This window comes from Marmoricola sp. RAF53, from assembly GCF_052114005.1.
Taxonomy (GTDB): Bacteria; Actinomycetota; Actinomycetes; order Propionibacteriales; family Nocardioidaceae; genus Marmoricola.
Window position 1 is genome coordinate 306,563 of the sequence record NZ_JBFRDX010000001.1, and the last position, 15,734, is coordinate 322,296.

Here is a 15,734-nt window from a genome sequence, read left to right on the forward strand (position 1 = left end):
GCGACCTCCTCAACCAGCGGGGATCTCGGCCAGTCCGTCGCGGTGGCGCTGGGCGAGCTCCTGGTAGTACGGCGGGTTGCCGTCGACCCAGAACTGGGCCATCGAACCCTCCTCGATGGGCTTGCGGACCTGCGCCGGCGATCCGGCGGCGAGGACGCCGTCCGGGATCTCGGTGCCCGGGGTGACCAGCGAGCCGGCGGCGACCAGGGAGCCGGCGCCGAGGCGGGTTCCGTCGAGCATCGTGCTGCCGTTGCCGAGCAGCGCGCGCTCCCCGATCACCGCGCCGTGCACGATGCAGCTGTGCGCGACGGTGGCGCCGGGGCCGATCTCGACGACCGCGTCCGGGGCGCCGTGGACGACGGAGTTGTCCTGCACGTTGGCGCCCTCGCGGACGACGATCGTGCAGATGTCGCCGCGCAGGACCGCGCCGTACCAGACGCTGGCGCCCTTCTCGACGGTCACGTCACCGATCAGGGTGGCGGTCGGGGCGACGAACGCGTCGGCGTGCACGGTGGGGCGCTTGCCCTCGAACTCGAAAAGATTCACCAGCGGAGCCTAACGAGCGCAGCGAGGATCACCCCGAGAACGCTACTGCGGCCTCTCCCGGGGTCGTCGGGGGCGGCGGCTTGGGCGCCAGGGTGTCCTCGATCGTCACCTCGACCGGCTCGGCGATGCCGGCCAGGGTGACCACCTCGCGGCTCCACCCGGCCGACTCCTCCAGCGCTCGCGCGGTCCCGGGGCCCATCAGGATCTGCCCGTCCTGGGCGATGCTGCACAGCCGGGCCGACAGGTTCACGGTGGTCCCGATGGCGGCGTACTGGAGCTGCGCGGCGGTTCCGATCGCGCCCACCGCGCACTCCCCGCTGGAGATGCCGATGCCGGCGCCGAGCGGGGTCTCCTCGGTGGTCCACCGGCTCGTCACCTCGCGGGCGCGCTCCATCAGGTGCCGCGCCAGCCGGAGCCCGACCCGGGTGTGGTCCGGGCGCGGGTACGGCGCCCCGACCAGGATCAGCGCGCCGTCGCCGGCGAAGTCCTTCACCGCGGCGCCGTACTCCTTGGCCGCGTCCATCACCACCGCGTAGTACTCCTGGAGGACCTGCACCATGTACTCGGCGCCGTGCCGCTGGGTGAAGGTGGTGAAGCCGCGCAGATCGATGCTGACCGCGGTCAGGCTGTAGATCTCGGTCCGGACGTCGAGGCCGTCGGCTCCGGCGCGGTGCGCCGTCTCGGCGATGTCGGGCGAGACGAACCGCGCCATCGCGGTGCGCTCGTCGATGAGCAGGTCCTGCTGCGACTCGATGATCAGGTGGTCGACGTAGGTCTGCCGGGTGATCCACTCGATCGCCAGGTTCAGCACCATCCCGGTCAGCAGCGCGGTCACCGGGATGAACAGCCCGACGGCCAGCTGCTGGTCGGTGATCCGGCCGTTCTGGTGCCAGGTCCAGGTCGCGTACGACGCGAGCAGCACGTACGGGCTGACCGAGAGCAGCGCGATCCGTGGCGGCAGCCGGAACACGGTGAGCCCGAAGTACGCCGCCATCGTCACGCAGGCGCCGGTCAGCTCGGGGGAGTAGGTCTTCCAGGTCATCGCGACCGCCAGCCCGCCGCCGAGCAGGTTGACCAGCGAGCTGAGCGGCGTCACCAGGTGCTGGTAGTGGTCGAGCCGGATCAGGGCGGCCGCCACCAGCAGGGAGACGATCATCAGCGGGATCAGCACCAGGGCGGTGGTCCGGAACTCGTCGAGGGCGCCGAAGACGACCGCGACCCAGGCGCAGAAGGCCGCGCCGGCGGCGGCGTACATGGCGAACTGGGCGAACGGGCGCACGTGCCCGATCCGCCAGGACTGGTAGTCGCGCTCCACGTCGGAGTCCGTGAAGCGAAGACCCCACCAGGTGTCAGGTGAGGTGAGCTCCGAGACGATGGGCCATCCCTCGGGGCGGGTCATGGCTGCCGGCTTCAGGCACCCGAGTCGCGACCGGCCCGCTCCGCCGTCGCGCCGGTGAGGGCCTCGCGGAAGTGCGGGATCTTCTGGGTGAGCGCCTCGACCGTCTCGCCGGTGAAGTGCAGCACCTCGAGCGGGGTCTCGGCGATCACGGTGGCCGAGCGCAGCTTGTGGTTGACCAGCGCCATCTCGCCGATCACCTCGCCGGCACCCAGGCGGGCGACCTCTTCGCCGTGCCGCTTCACCGTCACCTCGCCGGAGAGGATCAGGTAGGCCTTGTCGGCCGGAGTCTGCTCGACCATGAGCGCCCAGTGGTCCGGGACGGTCAGGTAGGTGGCCTGCTCGATCACCAGGTCGATCTCGGCGTCGGTGAAGTCGCTGAACCGCGCGATCTTCGCCAGCTGGTGGATACGGGCGTCCTCATCGGAGTGCTTGCCACGCATTGCGGAACTCCTCTCGCACGGCTACCGGCCGAGACGGTTCCTCCCCCAGGGAGATTCTGCGGGGCGGACGGGTCGCCTGTCCACAACACTCCGGCAGCAGAAACGCCGGGAATCAGAGCAGGACCAGGGTCGTCGGGTCGGCGTACAGGGCGAACCCGAGCGAGACCAGCAGGATCAGCAGCCAGCCGATCTCCAGGAACCGGTAGGTGACGGACTCCTGCTCGGCGGTCGGCCGCCCGCGCACCGAGGTGCGGAAGATCCAGAGCACGATGCCGAGGAAGAGCAGGCCGACCAGGTTGCCGGCCACGCCCCACGCCCACCCGGTGCTGAGCGGCTCGGCGACCGCGGAACCCTTCCCGAAGTGCTGCGCGGGCCCGTCGATGCGGGCCGGCAGGACCAGCATGCTCAGACCGATCCAGACGCCCAGGTAGATGCTGAGGTCGAGACGGCGCTGCGGCCTCAGCCGGCGCCGGTCGTGCCAGGCGAGCACGGCGAGGAGCAGCGGTGGCCCGGAGATCAGCCAGCCGATCATCAGCCAGCCGGACTCGGTGGTCGCCGTCTTGTCGAGGGCGTCGGCGATCTCCTTGCCCCAGACGACGCCGGCGGCGCCGACCAGGAAACCGGTGGAGACGAGGACGTTGAGGAAGCGACGGATGTCGGACCCGTCCGTCCGTCGACCTCCCATGGCGGAAATCTACTGGCTCCGCGGTGCGCGCTGCTCCCTAGACTGGCCGGGTGCCTCTCGCTCTCACCTTCCTCGACGGTGTGCGCTGGTACGGCGAGCCGGTGGTCGGGGAGCGGCCGCAGGCGCTGCTCGCCGCGTTGGCCGCGGCCGGCGGCCGGACGGTGCGGGCAGAGACCCTGGTCGAGCGGGTCTGGGGCGAGGACCTCCCGGCGAACCCGGCGAAGGCCCTCCAGGTGCTGGTCTCGCGCACCCGGAACGCGTGCGGCCCCGAGGTGATCGTCCGTGAGGGCGACGGCTACCGGCTCGGCGTCGGCGACGTCGACGTGTTCCTGTTCGGCCAGCGGATGAGCCGGGCCCGGAGCACCTTCGAGGACGCCCCCGAGATCGCCGAGCGCGCCGCGGCCGAGGCGCTCTCGCTCGGCGAGGGCCTGGTCGACCCGGGCGAGGAGGAGGGCCCGCTCGCCGACCTGCGTCGGGACGCGTTCGCCCGGCTCGACGAGGCCCGGACCATCCGGGCGCGGGTGGCGAGCCGGTCCGGGGCGCACGCGATCGCCCTGCCCGGGCTGGAGGCAGAGGTCCGCCGGCACCCGGAGGACGAGGCCCTGCTGGCCGACCTGCTGCGCAGCGAGGCGGCCGTGCACGGTCCGGGCGCCGCGCTCGGCCGGTTCGAGGGCTACCGCACCGACCTGCGCGACCGGCTCGGCACCGACCCCGGCCCGGAGCTGCAGCGGGTGCAGGCCGAGCTGCTGGCGCTGGACAACCCGGTGCGCGAGGGGCTGCGCTTCGAGACGAACGAGCTGCTCGGCCGCGACGACGACATCCGCCGGCTGCAGGGGCTGCTCAGCACGGCGCGGGTGGTCTCGATCCTCGGCCCCGGCGGTCTCGGCAAGACCCGGCTGGCGCACGTGCTCGGCCGGGAGGCGGCCGTCCCGAACGTGCACTTCGTCGAGCTCGTCGGCGTCACCGCGCCCGAGGACCTGGTCGGTGAGGTCGGCTCCGCGCTCGGGGTCCGGGACTCGGTGAGCAGCCGCCGGGCGCTGACCCCTGAGCAGCGCGCCGACGTCCGGGCCCGCGTCGCCCAGCACCTCGACTCCTCGCCCAGCCTGCTCATCCTGGACAACTGCGAGCACGTGGTCGAGGCGGTCGCAGACCTGGTCGCCTACCTGGTCGCCACCACCCGGGGCGTGCGCGTGCTCACCACCACCCGGTCGCCGCTGGCGATCGCCGCCGAGCGGGTCTACGCGCTCGGCGAGCTCGGCGAGGCCGACGCGATCGAGCTCTTCGAGCAGCGCGCCGTGGCGGCCCGGCCGGACGTAGCGCTGGAGCGCGCCGCCGTCGCGGCCGTCGTACGCCGCCTGGACGGGCTGCCGCTGGCGATCGAGCTCGCCGCGGCGAAGGTCCGGGTGATGGCGGTCGCCGACATCGAGGCCCGGCTGGAGGACCGGTTCGCGCTGCTTCGCGGCGGTGACCGGAGCGCCCCGGACCGGCACCGGACCCTGCTCGCGGTGATCGACTGGTCCTGGAACCTGCTCGGCGATCCCGAGCGCCGGGCGCTGCGCTGGCTCTCGGTCTTCCACGACGGGTTCACCCTGGCCGCGGCCGAGACCGTCCTCGGCCCACGCGCGCTCGACGTCGTGCAGGACCTTGCCGACCAGTCGCTGCTGAGCGTCGTCGAGGTCGCCGGCGGTGTCCGGTACCGGATGCTCGAGACCGTCCGCGAGTACGGCCGGATGCAGCTCACCGGGGCCGGCGAGGAGGCCGAGGCCGAGTCCGCCCACCGCGGCTGGGCGGTCGCGTACGCCGACATGCACACGGCCGCGCTGATGGGGCCCGGGCAGTTCGCCGCCGTGGACGCCTTCCGGGCCGAGGAGAACAACCTCGCCGACGTGCTCCGCCAGGCGTTGTCGGCCCCGGACCCGGAGACGGTCGTGCGGATCCTCGCCGGGATCGGCTCCTACTGGATGATCCTCGGCGACCACAGCCGGCTGTTCGTGCTCGCCGAGGCGGTGGCGGACGCGGTCCGGGACTGGACCCCGGCGCCGCAGTCGGCGGACGCCGCCCGGATCGCGATCGCGATGACGGCGAACAACGCGTTGATCGGCAACGCCGGGTACACCGAGGAGCTGCGCGAGCACCTGCGCCGGCTCGGTCCGGGCGAGAGCGATCCCCGGGTCGCGGCGCTGGTCACGATCATGCAGGACTTCGACCCCGGCGACGCGGCCGCGTTCGTGGCCCGGCTGGAGGACCTGGCCACCAGCCCGGACCGGCACCTGGCGATGGGCGCGCTGCAGTGGACCGGCCACGCCCGCGAGAACGGCGGCGACCCGGCCGGGGCGCTGCGCGCGACCGAGGAGGCGCTGGACCTGACCGAGACGTCCGACGGGCCGTGGCTGCGGGCGATCCTGCACACCCAGTCCGCCCAGCTCGCGATGCAGCTCGGCGACCCCGAGGCGGCGGTGGTGCACGCGCACGAGGCCCTCCCGGTCCTGGAGCGGCTCGGCGCCCACGACGACATCCTCCAGCTGCGCGCGATGCTGGCACTCTCCGCGATCGCCTCCGGCGACCTGGGCCGCGCGGCGGTCGAGATGGAGCGGCTCGGCCAGGGCGACGAGCCGGACACGGTCTTCGGCGGCCGCCTGGTCGTCGAGCTCGGGCACGCCGAGTTCGCGCTGGCGAGCGGGGACACCGAGGTCGGGCTGGCCCGCTACCGCGACGCGGTGATCCGGGTCCGGGACCTGCAGTTCCCGGGCATCGCGGCCACCGGCCTGGAGCCGTGGGTGCTCTTCGCCGAGGCGACGGCGTTGACCGCGCACGCGTACTACGCCACCGACCCGGCGTACGGGGAGGAGCTGTTCGCCCGCGGGACCGACCGGCTCGACGCCGTCCTCGACCCGGAGTACCCCTACCTGGACTACCCGGTCTGCGGGCTGGCCCTCTTCGCGCTCGGCGCCTGGGGACTGCTGCGCGACGTACTGCCGGCCGCGGACGCGGTCCGGCTGCTGGTGCTGGCCGACCGGTTCGCCTACAACCGCAGCGTCCCGACGATGTCCTGGGACCGGATCAGCGCCCGCGCCGAGGACCTCGCCCCGGGGCTGCTGGCGAGCACCGAGGCCGAGTACGGCGACCGTCGCGGCCCCGACCTCCTCGACGAGACGCGGCGGTTCGTCGAGAAGGTCGGCTCCTAGTCCCGGCCGTCGAGCCCTGTCGCCCAGCTCTGGTCGTCGAGCCTGTCGAGACGGGGTGGACGTACCCGCGACGGCGACTACAGGTGCTTCTTGTAGCTCCGGACCGACAGCGGCGCGAAGATCGCGATCACCACCAGGCCGGCGGCGAGGGTGAGCCAGACCTGGCCGGTGACCTGGCCGTGGTTGGCGAGGTCGCGGGAGGCGGTGACCAGGTGCGAGACCGGGTTGATCCGGACGAACCAGGCCAGCTGCGACGGCAGCGTGTCGACGCCGACGAACGCGTTGGAGAGGAACGTCAGCGGGAACAGGATCAGCATCGACATGCCCTGGACCGCCTGGGCGCTCTTGGCGATGGTGCCGATGTAGGTGAAGGCCCACGCCAGGCACCAGCCGGTGAAGATCGCGAGCACGATCGCGGCGGCCACGCCGAGGACGCCGCCCTCGGGGCGGTAGCCGATCACCATGCCCATCCCGAAGGTGAGCGTCGCGGCGATCGTGTAGCGCAGCAGGTCCGCGACCATCGGCCCGGCCAGCGGCGCGATCCGGGCGATCGGCAGCGACTTGAAGCGGTCGAAGACGCCCTTGTCCATGTCCTCGCGGAGCTGGACCCCGGTGGCCATGCAGGTGGTCAGCACGGTCTGGGCGAGGATGCCCGGGATCATGATCGGCAGGTAGCTCTTCACGTCGCCCGCGATCGCGCCGCCGAAGATGTAGGCGAACATCGCGGTGAACAGGATCGGCTGCAGCGTCACGTCGAAGAATTGCTCCGGGTTGCGGCGCATCTTCTTCGTGGCCCGCCAGGCCATCGAGAAGGTCTGGCTGACCGTGTCGCGCAGGCCGTTCCCGGAGGTGGTCCGGGACAGCGCGTCTTCGTAGGTGAGGGTGCTCATCGCGCCACCTCCATCTCGTTCAGGTCCGCCTCGTCGGCGGAGTCGGTGCCCTCGGCGGTGTCGTGACCGGTGAGGGCGAGGAAGACCTCGTCGAGCGTCGGCTTGTCGACGCTGACCGAGGTGATGCTGATGTCGGCCTGGCGCAGGCCGATGAGGACGTCGGCGGCCCGGTCGGCCTCGGCGAGCGCGACCTGCATCCGGCCGGACTCGGGCGTCAGCACGGGGCTCTCGCCGAGCACGCGGCGTACGACGTCCATCGCGAGGTCCTGGTCGGAGCCCACGGTGAGCTGGAGCTGGAGGGTCGAGCTGCCGACCGAGGCCTTCAGCTCGTCGGGGGTGCCCTCGGCGACCTTGACGCCGCGGTCGATGACGGCGATCCGGTCGGCCAGCTGGTCGGCCTCGTCGAGGTACTGGGTGGTCAGCAGGATGGTGCTGCCGTCGGAGACGAGTGCCCGGATGGTGTCCCACATCTGCCCGCGGGTGCGCGGGTCGAGGCCGGTGGTCGGCTCGTCGAGGAAGATCAGCGGCGGCCGGGTGATCAGGCTCGCGGCCAGGTCGAGCCGGCGGCGCATACCGCCGGAGAACTGCGAGATCGGCTTGTCGGCCGCCTCCTGGAGCGCGAACTGTTCCAGTAGCCGGGCGGCGATGGCCTTGGCCTCCTTGCCGGAGACGCCCTGGAGCCGCCCGAAGAGCCAGAGGTTCTCGGTGGCGGTCAGGTTCTCGTCGACCGAGGCGTACTGGCCGGTGACGCCGAGGAGCTGGCGGATCCGGTGCGGCTCGCGGGCGACGTCGACGCCGAAGATCTCGGCGTTGCCGCCGTCGATGGTGAGCAGGGTGGCGAGCATCTTGAGCATCGTCGTCTTGCCGGCGCCGTTCGGCCCGAGGACGCCGAAGATCTCGCCCTGGCCGACGGTCAGGTCGATGCCGTCGACGGCACGGAAGTGCTTGTCGGGTCCGGAACCGAAGGTCTTGACCAGGCCGTGGGCCTGGACTGCGGGGAGGTAGGTCATGGAGGAACCATCCGACCCGCCGGTTTCACGGTGGCTTCGCGCCGGTTTCACGGGAGGGCGGGTGCTCAGGCCTCCGCGGGCAGGTGCAGCACCACGGTCGCCATGATCTTGTCGGCGAAGGTCTGCCGCTTCTCGTCCCAGAGCGGCCACAGGAACCCGACGAAGCAGGTCAGCGCGTCGACCACGTGCACCACGTGCCGGACCAGGGACGCCGAGGCGCCGAGCGGGAGGCCGTCGCTCTCGGCGACCACGACGATCTCGACCGCCTGCTTGCCGAGGCTGGCCCCGGTGCGGCCCTGCCGGACGCCGCGGTTCCAGACGTCGACGACGACGGCGGCCGCGAGCAGGACGACGAGGACAGCGGGCGGGGTCGAGCCGATCAGGCCGACCACCAGGAACGGGGCGAGCAGCAGCAGGTCGAACGCGGTCGCGGCCGCCCGCCGGGCCCAGGGCGCGTAGTCGTTCACGAGGGTCGAGCCTAGGGCCGGCTGGTACCCGGGCGGCGACGGCCGCGGTCGGGCGCGTAATCGCCGGTCGACCGCCGGTGTCTTACCTGTGAGGGACGCCGGGCCGATCGGGCCCTGCGCGGCGGCCCCAACGATCATCGGAGGAGGAGAGATGAAGGTGAGATGGTTTCTGGCTAACCAGGCGATTGCCCTGGTCGCGGTCCTCGCAACGGCGGCTCCGGCGTTCGCATCGGGCTCGTTCACCTGGACCGCGACGTTCAAGGGCGGCCTCGACTCGCGCACGTGGACCCAGGCAGGAGGAAGCACGACGATCACGGCGAAGATCAGCTGCGACCCGAACACGAACGGCTACTACGTCGAGCTCTACAAGAACCAGCTGATCGACAAGAGCTACGGGCGAGTTAGGTACTCCTGCGGCAGCGGCCAGCGGTATACCTGGACGGGTTTGCCCAGCGGGACCTACCACTTCCATCTGAGCAAGGCGAACGACGGAGTGGCGATCACGGGCAGTGGCAGTGTCACCTATCCGTGACTCGGGGACGGAACCCGAGGTCGGATGAGATGAGTGATCTCTGGCGCGCGTTCCAGGCACTTCTCCCGATCGGCGTCGTGGCCGTTGCCGCGCTCGGTTGCGCTCTCGTCTGGTGGTGGCGGCTGGTGCAGATCGGTCGTCACCGCGCCGCCCGTGCACTCGCACTGACCTTCTGCGGTATCTGGGCGGCCGGCGTAAGCCTGGTCACTCTTCGTCCACGCCCCGCACTCGTCAGCGCCTCAGGTGAGACCGTGACCCGGTCGATCGACGTCGTTCCCGGACGGGAGCTTGTTGCGTCGACGTTCAACAGCGTTTCCGCGCACGTGTTCGTCGAGCAGGTCGTCGGCAACGTCGCCCTGTTCCTCCCGCTCGGGATCGGCCTCGGGATGCTTGGGGTTGCGGTTGCGGGAGGAGGGCGGCTTCGGCTCGGCCTCATCGTCGGTGCGGCGGCGGGTCTGGTCGTCGAAGTGCTTCAGTGGGTCATCGGCACCGGCCGAGTCAGCTCCGTCGACGACATCGTGCTGGCTGCCGTGGGAACGGCACTTGGGCTCGTTGCGTTCGGGCGGATCACCCGCGGCCACGTCACAGCCCAGATGGCTGACCAGCCCGGAAACTAAAAGTCAGTCTTGACTGTTTGTTGTTCTCCTGGTCAGGATGGGCCCATGACCACCGTCCGGGTGTCCCAGGAGGAACGCACGCGCGCCATGCGCCAGCGGCTCCTGGAAGCCACCGTCGCCTGCCTGGTCGAGTACGGCTGGAGCGGGACCTCGACGACCCTGGTCTCCCAGCGCGCCGGCGTGAGCCGCGGCGCCCAGCTGCACCACTTCCCGACCAAGACCGACCTCGTCCTCGCCGCCGTCGAGCACCTCGCCGTGCTCCGCCGCGACGAGCTCGCCCAGGCCGCGGCCGCGCTCCCGGAAGGACCGGGCCGGACCCGGGCCGTCCTCGCCATGCTCGGCGAGCACTTCACCTCCGACGTCTTCGTCGCCGCCCTCGAGCTCTGGGTCGCCGCCCGGGCGGACGCCCAGCTGCTCGCCGCGCTCGGGCCGCTGGAGCGCACCACCGGCCGCGAGACGCACCGGCTCACCGTCGAGATGCTCGACGTCGACGAGTCCCGGGCCGGCGCCCGCGAGCTGGTCCAGGCGACCCTCGACCTGATCCGCGGCCTCGGACTGGCCAACACGATCTCCGACGACCGGGCCCGGCGCCGCCGGATCCTCGACCGGTGGGCCGACGTCCTCGACGCCGAGCTGCCCCGACGAACGAAGGAAGCTGGATGAACGACGTGCTGGAGCAGGTGCTCGCCGACCTCGCCGCCGAGGGGGACGCGCTCGACGCCCTCGTCGCGCCGCTCGACGAGAGCGGCTGGCGCACGCTCACGCCCGCCGACGGTTGGGACATCGCCACCACGGTCGTCCACCTCGCCTGGACCGACGAGTGCGCGATCGCCGCCGGCACCGACAAGGAGGCCTGGGACGCCCTCGTCCTGCGGGCGATGGCCAACCCCGAGGGCTTCGTCGACGACGAGGCGTTCGCCGGCGCGAAGGCCACCGGCGCGGAGATCTACGCCCGCTGGACCGCGTCCCGCCCGGCCCTCGGAGCGATGCTGCGCGCCTACCCGGAGGGGCAGAAGCTGCCCTGGTACGGCCCGCCGATGAGCCCGACCTCGATGGCCACCGCCCGGTTCATGGAGACCTGGGCGCACGCGCTCGACGTCGCGGACGCGCTGGAGTCGATCGGGATGGGTGCGCGTCCCGAACCGACCGACCGGATCAAGCACATCGCGCACCTCGGCGTCCGCACCCGCGGGTTCGCCTTCGGCGTGCACGGCCTGGAGGCGCCCGCCGAGGAGATCCGCGTCGAGCTCACCGCGCCGTCCGGCGAGCTCTGGACCTGGGGCCCCGAGGACGCCGCCCAGAAGGTCACCGGGCCGGCGTACGACTTCTGCCTGCTGGTCACCCAGCGGACGCACCGCGCCGACACCGACCTGGTCGCCGTCGGCGAGGACGCCGAGCGCTGGCTCGGGATCGCTCAGGCCTTCGCCGGCCCGACCGGTGCCGGACGGTCTCCTCAGGGCACGGGGGTTGCGGAGTGAGCGCAGCGAACGTCTCGAAACCCGCACGGATCGGCAACTGCTCCGGCTTCTACGGCGACCGGCTCTCCGCGATGCGGGAGATGCTCGAAGGCGCAGGTCCCGACGGGCAGGGGCTCGACTACCTGACCGGCGACTACCTCGCCGAGCTGACCATGCTCATCCTCGGCAAGGACCAGCTCAAGGACCCGTCGCTCGGCTACGCGCGGACCTTCGTCGCCCAGGTCGCCGACTCGCTCGCACTCGCCCAGGAGAAGGGCGTCCGGATCGTCGCGAACGCGGGCGGCCTCAACCCCGCCGGGCTCGCCGCCAAGCTGACCGAGGTGGCCGAGGCACTCGGCCTGCCCACCAGGATCGCCTGGGTCGACGGCGACAACCTCGCCCCGCGTGCCGCCGAGCTCGGCCTCGGCAACGCGCTCACCGCGAACGCCTACCTCGGCGCCTTCGGCATCGCCCGCGCGCTGGAGGCCGGCGCCGACATCGTGGTCACCGGCCGGGTCACCGACGCCTCCGTCGTCGTCGGGCCCGCGATCGCGCACCACGGCTGGACGCCCACGTCGTACGACGAGCTCGCCGGCGCGGTCGTGGCCGGCCACGTCATCGAGTGCGGCACCCAGGCGACCGGCGGCAACTTCTCCGGCTTCCTGGACCTGCCCCGCGACGCCACTCCGCTGGGCTTCCCGCTCGCCGAGGTCGCCGCCGACGGGTCCTTCGTGGTCACCAAGCACGCCGGCACCGGCGGTCTGGTCTCGGTCGACACGGTCACCGCGCAGCTCGTCTACGAGATCCAGTCGACGCACTACCTCGGCCCGGACGTCACCACCGACCTGACCTCGATCACGCTCACCGACGACGGCCCGGACCGGGTCCGCGTCAGTGGGGTGGTCGGCTCGCCTCCGCCGGACCGGCTCAAGGTCTGCGTCAACGAGCTCGGCGGGATGCGCAACCAGATGGAGTTCGTGCTCACCGGGCTCGACGTCGACGCGAAGGCGGACTGGCTCCGGACCCAGCTCGAGGCGCGTCTCGCCGCTCAGCCGCCGGCGGAGGTCGACTGGTCGTTCGGCTCCCGGCCCGTGCCCGACGCCGACACCGAGGAGGCGGCGTCCTGCCTGCTCCGGGTCACCGTGAAGGACCCGTCGGCCGACGTGGTCGGCAAGCCCTTCACGGCCGCGGCGGTCGAGCTCGCGCTGGCGTCCTACCCGGGCTTCACGCTGACCGCGCCGCCGGGACGCCCGTCGCCGTACGGGATCTACCGACCGGCGTACGTCGACCGCAGCGAGGTCACCGAGACGGTGCACCTGCCCGACGGCACCACCGAGACGATCCCCGGTCCGCCGAACGTGGCAGGTTTCGAGACAGGCGCGGAGCGCCTTCCTCAACCAGCGGTTGCGATGGACGCGCCGACCCGCAACGTCCCGCTCGGCACGTTCGTGCACGCCCGCAGCGGCGACAAGGGCGGCGACGCCAACGTCGGTCTCTGGGTCGGCAGCACCGGCGACCCCGGGAGGGAGCCCGGTCTGCGCGAGCGCCGGGTCGGCTGGCTGCTGCACCTGGTCACCCCGGACGCGGTGAAGAGCCTGCTGCCGGAGGCGGCCGACCTCGACGTCGAGGTCTACCCGCTGCCGAACCTCGGCGGCGTCAACATCCTGATCCGGGGGCTGCTCGGCGACGGTGTCGCCGCCAGCACCCGGTTCGACCCGCAGGCCAAGGCGGTCGGCGAGTGGCTGCGGTCCCGGTACGTGCACATCCCCGAGGAGCTCCTGTGAAGTTCTACAACGAGGACCGCCTGGCCCTCCAGGCCAGCACGCGCACGTTCGTCGAGCGCGAGATCGTGCCGCACCTGCAGGAGTGGGAGGACGCCGGCGAGATCCCGCGCTCGCTCCACCTCGCCGCTGCGAAGGCCGGCATCCTGGCGCTCGGCTTTCCCGAGGAGGCCGGCGGCGAGGGTGGCGACCTCGGCGACGCGACCGCGATGCAGGAGGCGTTCTTCGCCGCCGGCGGTTCCTCGGGTCTGGCCGCGGGCCTCTTCACCCACGGGATCGCGCTGCCGCACATCATCGCCAACGGCAGCCCGGACCTGATCGACCGCTACGTGCGCCCGACGCTGGCCGGTGACCTGATCGGTTCGCTCGCGGTGACCGAGCCGAACGGCGGCTCCGACGTCGCCGGGATCACCACCACGGCGGTCCGCGACGGCGACCACTACGTCGTCAACGGCGCCAAGACGTTCATCACCTCCGGTGTCCGGGCCGACTTCGTCACCACCGCCGTCCGCACCGGTGGCCCCGGGCACGCCGGCATCTCGCTCATCGTCGTCGACAAGGGCACCCCCGGCTTCACCGTCGACCGGTCGCTGAAGAAGATGGGCTGGCACTGCTCCGACACCGCCGAGCTCGCGTACGTCGACGTCCGGGTCCCCGTCGAGAACCTCGTCGGCGCCGAGAACTCGGGCTTCTACCAGATCGCCGAGCAGTTCGTCGTCGAGCGGATCGGCCTCGCCGTGCACGCCTACGGCATCGCCGGTCGCAGCCTGGACCTGACCGCGCAGTACTGCCGCGACCGGCAGACGTTCGGCAAGCCGCTGATCGCCAACCAGGTCGTCCGGCACAAGCTGGTGGAGATGCGCCGCCTGGTGGAGATCTCCCGGTCGTACACCCACGAGGTGATCGCCCGGCACGTCGCCGGTGAGAGCGTGATCGCCGAGGCCTGCCTCGCCAAGCAGACCGCCGTCGAGGCGTGCGAGGCCGTCGTCGACATGGCCGTCCAGCTGCACGGCGGCACCGGCTACATGCACGGGACCGAAGTGGAACGTCACTACCGCGACTCGCGGATCCTGCCCATCGGAGGAGGAGCGACCGAAGTGCTCACCGACCTTGCCGCCCGGCTGCTGGGGTACGCGTCATGACCGCGGAAGCGACGCGCCGTACCGCCATGCTCGACAAGATCGCCGACCTCGATGCCGAGCACGCCAAGGCCGTGGTCGCCGGCGGCGAGAAGAGCATCGCCCGGCACCGCAAGCGCGGCAAGCTGCTGCCGCGCGAGCGGATCGAGCTGCTCATCGACCCCGGGACCGCGTTCCTCGAGCTGTCGCCACTGGCCGGCTGGGGTTCCGACTTCACCGTCGGCGCCTCCGTCGTCACCGGCATCGGCGTCGTCGAGGGCGTCGAGTGCATGATCACCGCCAACGACCCGACGGTGAAGGGCGGAGCCTCGAACCCGTGGACGGTGAAGAAGATCTTCCGCGCCTCCCAGATCGCCGAGGAGAACGCGCTGCCGACGGTCTCGCTCGTCGAGTCCGGCGGTGCCGACCTGCCGACGCAGAAGGAGATCTTCATCCCGGGCGGCAAGCTGTTCCGCGACATCACCCGGGCCAGCGCCCGCAAGGAGCCGACGATCGCGCTGGTCTTCGGCAACTCCACCGCCGGCGGTGCGTACGTGCCCGGCATGAGCGACTACACCGTGATGGTGAAGGAGCAGGCGAAGGTCTTCCTCGGCGGTCCGCCGCTGGTGAAGATGGCCACCGGCGAGGAGTCCGACGACGAGTCGCTCGGCGGTGCCGAGATGCACGCCCGCACCTCCGGTCTCGCCGACTACCTCGCCGTCGACGAGTACGACGCGATCCGGATCGGCCGACGCATCGTGGCCCGGCTGAACCAGACCAAGGCCCGGGTCGTGGAGCCGGACTTCGCCGAGCCCGAGCAGGACCCGGACGGACTGCTCGACCTGATCCCCACCGACCTGAAGGAGCCGTTCGACCCGCGCGAGGTGATCGCCCGCATCGCCGATGGGCGCAGTGCCACCAACGGTGCCGTCTTCGACGAATTCAAGCCGCTCTACGGCAGCTCGCTGGTCACCGGCTGGGCGAAGGTCCACGGCAACCCGGTCGGCATCCTGGCCAACGCCCAGGGCGTGCTCTTCTCCGAGGAGGCGCAGAAGGCCACCCAGTTCATCCAGCTCGCCAACCAGGCCGACACCCCGCTGCTGTTCCTGCACAACACCACCGGCTACATGGTCGGCAAGGAGTACGAGCAGGGCGGCATCATCAAGCACGGCGCCCAGATGATCAACGCCGTCTCCAACTCGAAGGTCCCGCACCTGTCGGTGATCATGGCGGCGTCGTACGGGGCCGGGAACTACGGCATGAACGGCCGCGCCTTCGACCCGCGGTTCCTCTTCACCTGGCCGAGCTCCAAGTCCGCGGTGATGGGCCCGGCCCAGCTCGCCGGCGTCCTGGAGATCGTCGCCGAGCAGTCGGCGATCTCGAAGGGGCAGGAGTTCGACCGGGACGGCTTCGCCGCGGTGAAGCAGATGGTCGAGGCCCAGATCGAGGAGCAGAGCGCGCCGTACTTCCTCTCCGGGATGTTGTACGACGACGGCGTCATCGACCCGCGGGACACCCGCACCGTCCTGGGCATCTGCCTGTCCGTGATCAACAACAAGCCCGTCGAGGGCACGGACCGCTTCGGCGTGTTCCGGATGTGAGGGGCG

15 protein-coding genes are annotated in these 15,734 nt (G+C 71.6%); 8 read left to right on the forward strand and 7 right to left on the reverse strand.

Translation table 11 applies throughout. From position 1 onward, the window contains the following. Positions 1 to 9 precede the first annotated feature (9 nt). The 4 genes from AB4Y76_RS01480 to AB4Y76_RS01495 form a co-directional block, all read right to left on the reverse strand. Positions 10 to 546, reverse strand: a complete 537-nt coding sequence (locus AB4Y76_RS01480; protein ID WP_441921712.1) for a gamma carbonic anhydrase family protein — start codon at positions 544 to 546, stop codon at positions 10 to 12. A 28-nt stretch (positions 547 to 574) separates the two neighbouring features. Next, on the reverse strand, positions 575 to 1,945 hold the full coding sequence (locus AB4Y76_RS01485) for an adenylate/guanylate cyclase domain-containing protein (RefSeq protein ID WP_441921713.1): 1,371 nt from the start codon (positions 1,943 to 1,945) through the stop codon (positions 575 to 577). 11 nt (positions 1,946 to 1,956) lie between these two features. Then, positions 1,957 to 2,385, reverse strand: coding sequence for a Crp/Fnr family transcriptional regulator (locus tag AB4Y76_RS01490; RefSeq protein ID WP_441921714.1), 429 nt, complete (start codon positions 2,383 to 2,385; stop codon positions 1,957 to 1,959). A 112-nt stretch (positions 2,386 to 2,497) separates the two neighbouring features. After that, the gene (locus AB4Y76_RS01495) at positions 2,498 to 3,070 is read right to left on the reverse strand and encodes a hypothetical protein (RefSeq protein WP_441921715.1); all 573 of its coding nucleotides are present in this window, start codon (positions 3,068 to 3,070) and stop codon (positions 2,498 to 2,500) included. Positions 3,071 to 3,120: 50 nt separating this feature from the next. On the opposite strand from AB4Y76_RS01495, the gene AB4Y76_RS01500 reads away from it, so the two are divergent. Then, positions 3,121 to 6,255 (forward strand): BTAD domain-containing putative transcriptional regulator, encoded by a 3,135-nt coding sequence (locus tag AB4Y76_RS01500; protein WP_441921716.1) that lies wholly within the window; start codon positions 3,121 to 3,123, stop codon positions 6,253 to 6,255. 77 nt (positions 6,256 to 6,332) lie between these two features. Here AB4Y76_RS01500 and AB4Y76_RS01505 read toward each other — a convergent pair whose 3' ends face one another. From AB4Y76_RS01505 to AB4Y76_RS01515, 3 genes are all read right to left on the reverse strand, one after another. Continuing rightward, positions 6,333 to 7,145, reverse strand: a complete 813-nt coding sequence (locus AB4Y76_RS01505) for an ABC transporter permease (RefSeq protein ID WP_441921717.1) — start codon at positions 7,143 to 7,145, stop codon at positions 6,333 to 6,335. Beyond that, positions 7,142 to 8,155: an ATP-binding cassette domain-containing protein gene (locus tag AB4Y76_RS01510; protein ID WP_441921718.1), complete on the reverse strand. Its 1,014-nt coding sequence runs from the start codon at positions 8,153 to 8,155 to the stop codon at positions 7,142 to 7,144. The genes AB4Y76_RS01505 and AB4Y76_RS01510 overlap by 4 nt, the downstream gene beginning before the upstream one ends. Before the next feature lie 65 nt (positions 8,156 to 8,220). Then, complete coding sequence (locus tag AB4Y76_RS01515; RefSeq protein ID WP_441921719.1) at positions 8,221 to 8,622, reverse strand: RDD family protein; 402 nt, start codon at positions 8,620 to 8,622, stop codon at positions 8,221 to 8,223. A gap of 151 nt (positions 8,623 to 8,773) precedes the next feature. On the opposite strand from AB4Y76_RS01515, the gene AB4Y76_RS01520 reads away from it, so the two are divergent. From AB4Y76_RS01520 to AB4Y76_RS01550, 7 genes are read left to right on the forward strand one after another with little or no spacing between them, the layout of a single operon-like run. Then, on the forward strand, positions 8,774 to 9,154 hold the full coding sequence (locus tag AB4Y76_RS01520; RefSeq protein ID WP_441921720.1) for a hypothetical protein: 381 nt from the start codon (positions 8,774 to 8,776) through the stop codon (positions 9,152 to 9,154). 29 nt (positions 9,155 to 9,183) lie between these two features. Next, positions 9,184 to 9,771, forward strand: a complete 588-nt coding sequence (locus tag AB4Y76_RS01525; protein ID WP_441921721.1) for a VanZ family protein — start codon at positions 9,184 to 9,186, stop codon at positions 9,769 to 9,771. Positions 9,772 to 9,816: 45 nt separating this feature from the next. Then, the gene (locus tag AB4Y76_RS01530; protein WP_441921722.1) at positions 9,817 to 10,434 is read left to right on the forward strand and encodes a TetR/AcrR family transcriptional regulator; all 618 of its coding nucleotides are present in this window, start codon (positions 9,817 to 9,819) and stop codon (positions 10,432 to 10,434) included. Then, the gene (locus AB4Y76_RS01535) at positions 10,431 to 11,249 is read left to right on the forward strand and encodes a TIGR03084 family metal-binding protein (protein WP_441921723.1); all 819 of its coding nucleotides are present in this window, start codon (positions 10,431 to 10,433) and stop codon (positions 11,247 to 11,249) included. Before AB4Y76_RS01530 ends, AB4Y76_RS01535 begins: the two co-directional genes overlap by 4 nt. Next, positions 11,246 to 13,012 (forward strand): acyclic terpene utilization AtuA family protein, encoded by a 1,767-nt coding sequence (locus tag AB4Y76_RS01540; RefSeq protein ID WP_441921724.1) that lies wholly within the window; start codon positions 11,246 to 11,248, stop codon positions 13,010 to 13,012. Before AB4Y76_RS01535 ends, AB4Y76_RS01540 begins: the two co-directional genes overlap by 4 nt. Then, a complete protein-coding gene (locus AB4Y76_RS01545; protein ID WP_441921725.1) occupies positions 13,009 to 14,151 on the forward strand; it encodes an acyl-CoA dehydrogenase family protein in 1,143 nt (380 codons plus the stop codon). Before AB4Y76_RS01540 ends, AB4Y76_RS01545 begins: the two co-directional genes overlap by 4 nt. Further along, on the forward strand, positions 14,148 to 15,728 hold the full coding sequence (locus tag AB4Y76_RS01550; protein ID WP_441921726.1) for an acyl-CoA carboxylase subunit beta: 1,581 nt from the start codon (positions 14,148 to 14,150) through the stop codon (positions 15,726 to 15,728). Before AB4Y76_RS01545 ends, AB4Y76_RS01550 begins: the two co-directional genes overlap by 4 nt. Positions 15,729 to 15,734: the final 6 nt, after the last annotated feature.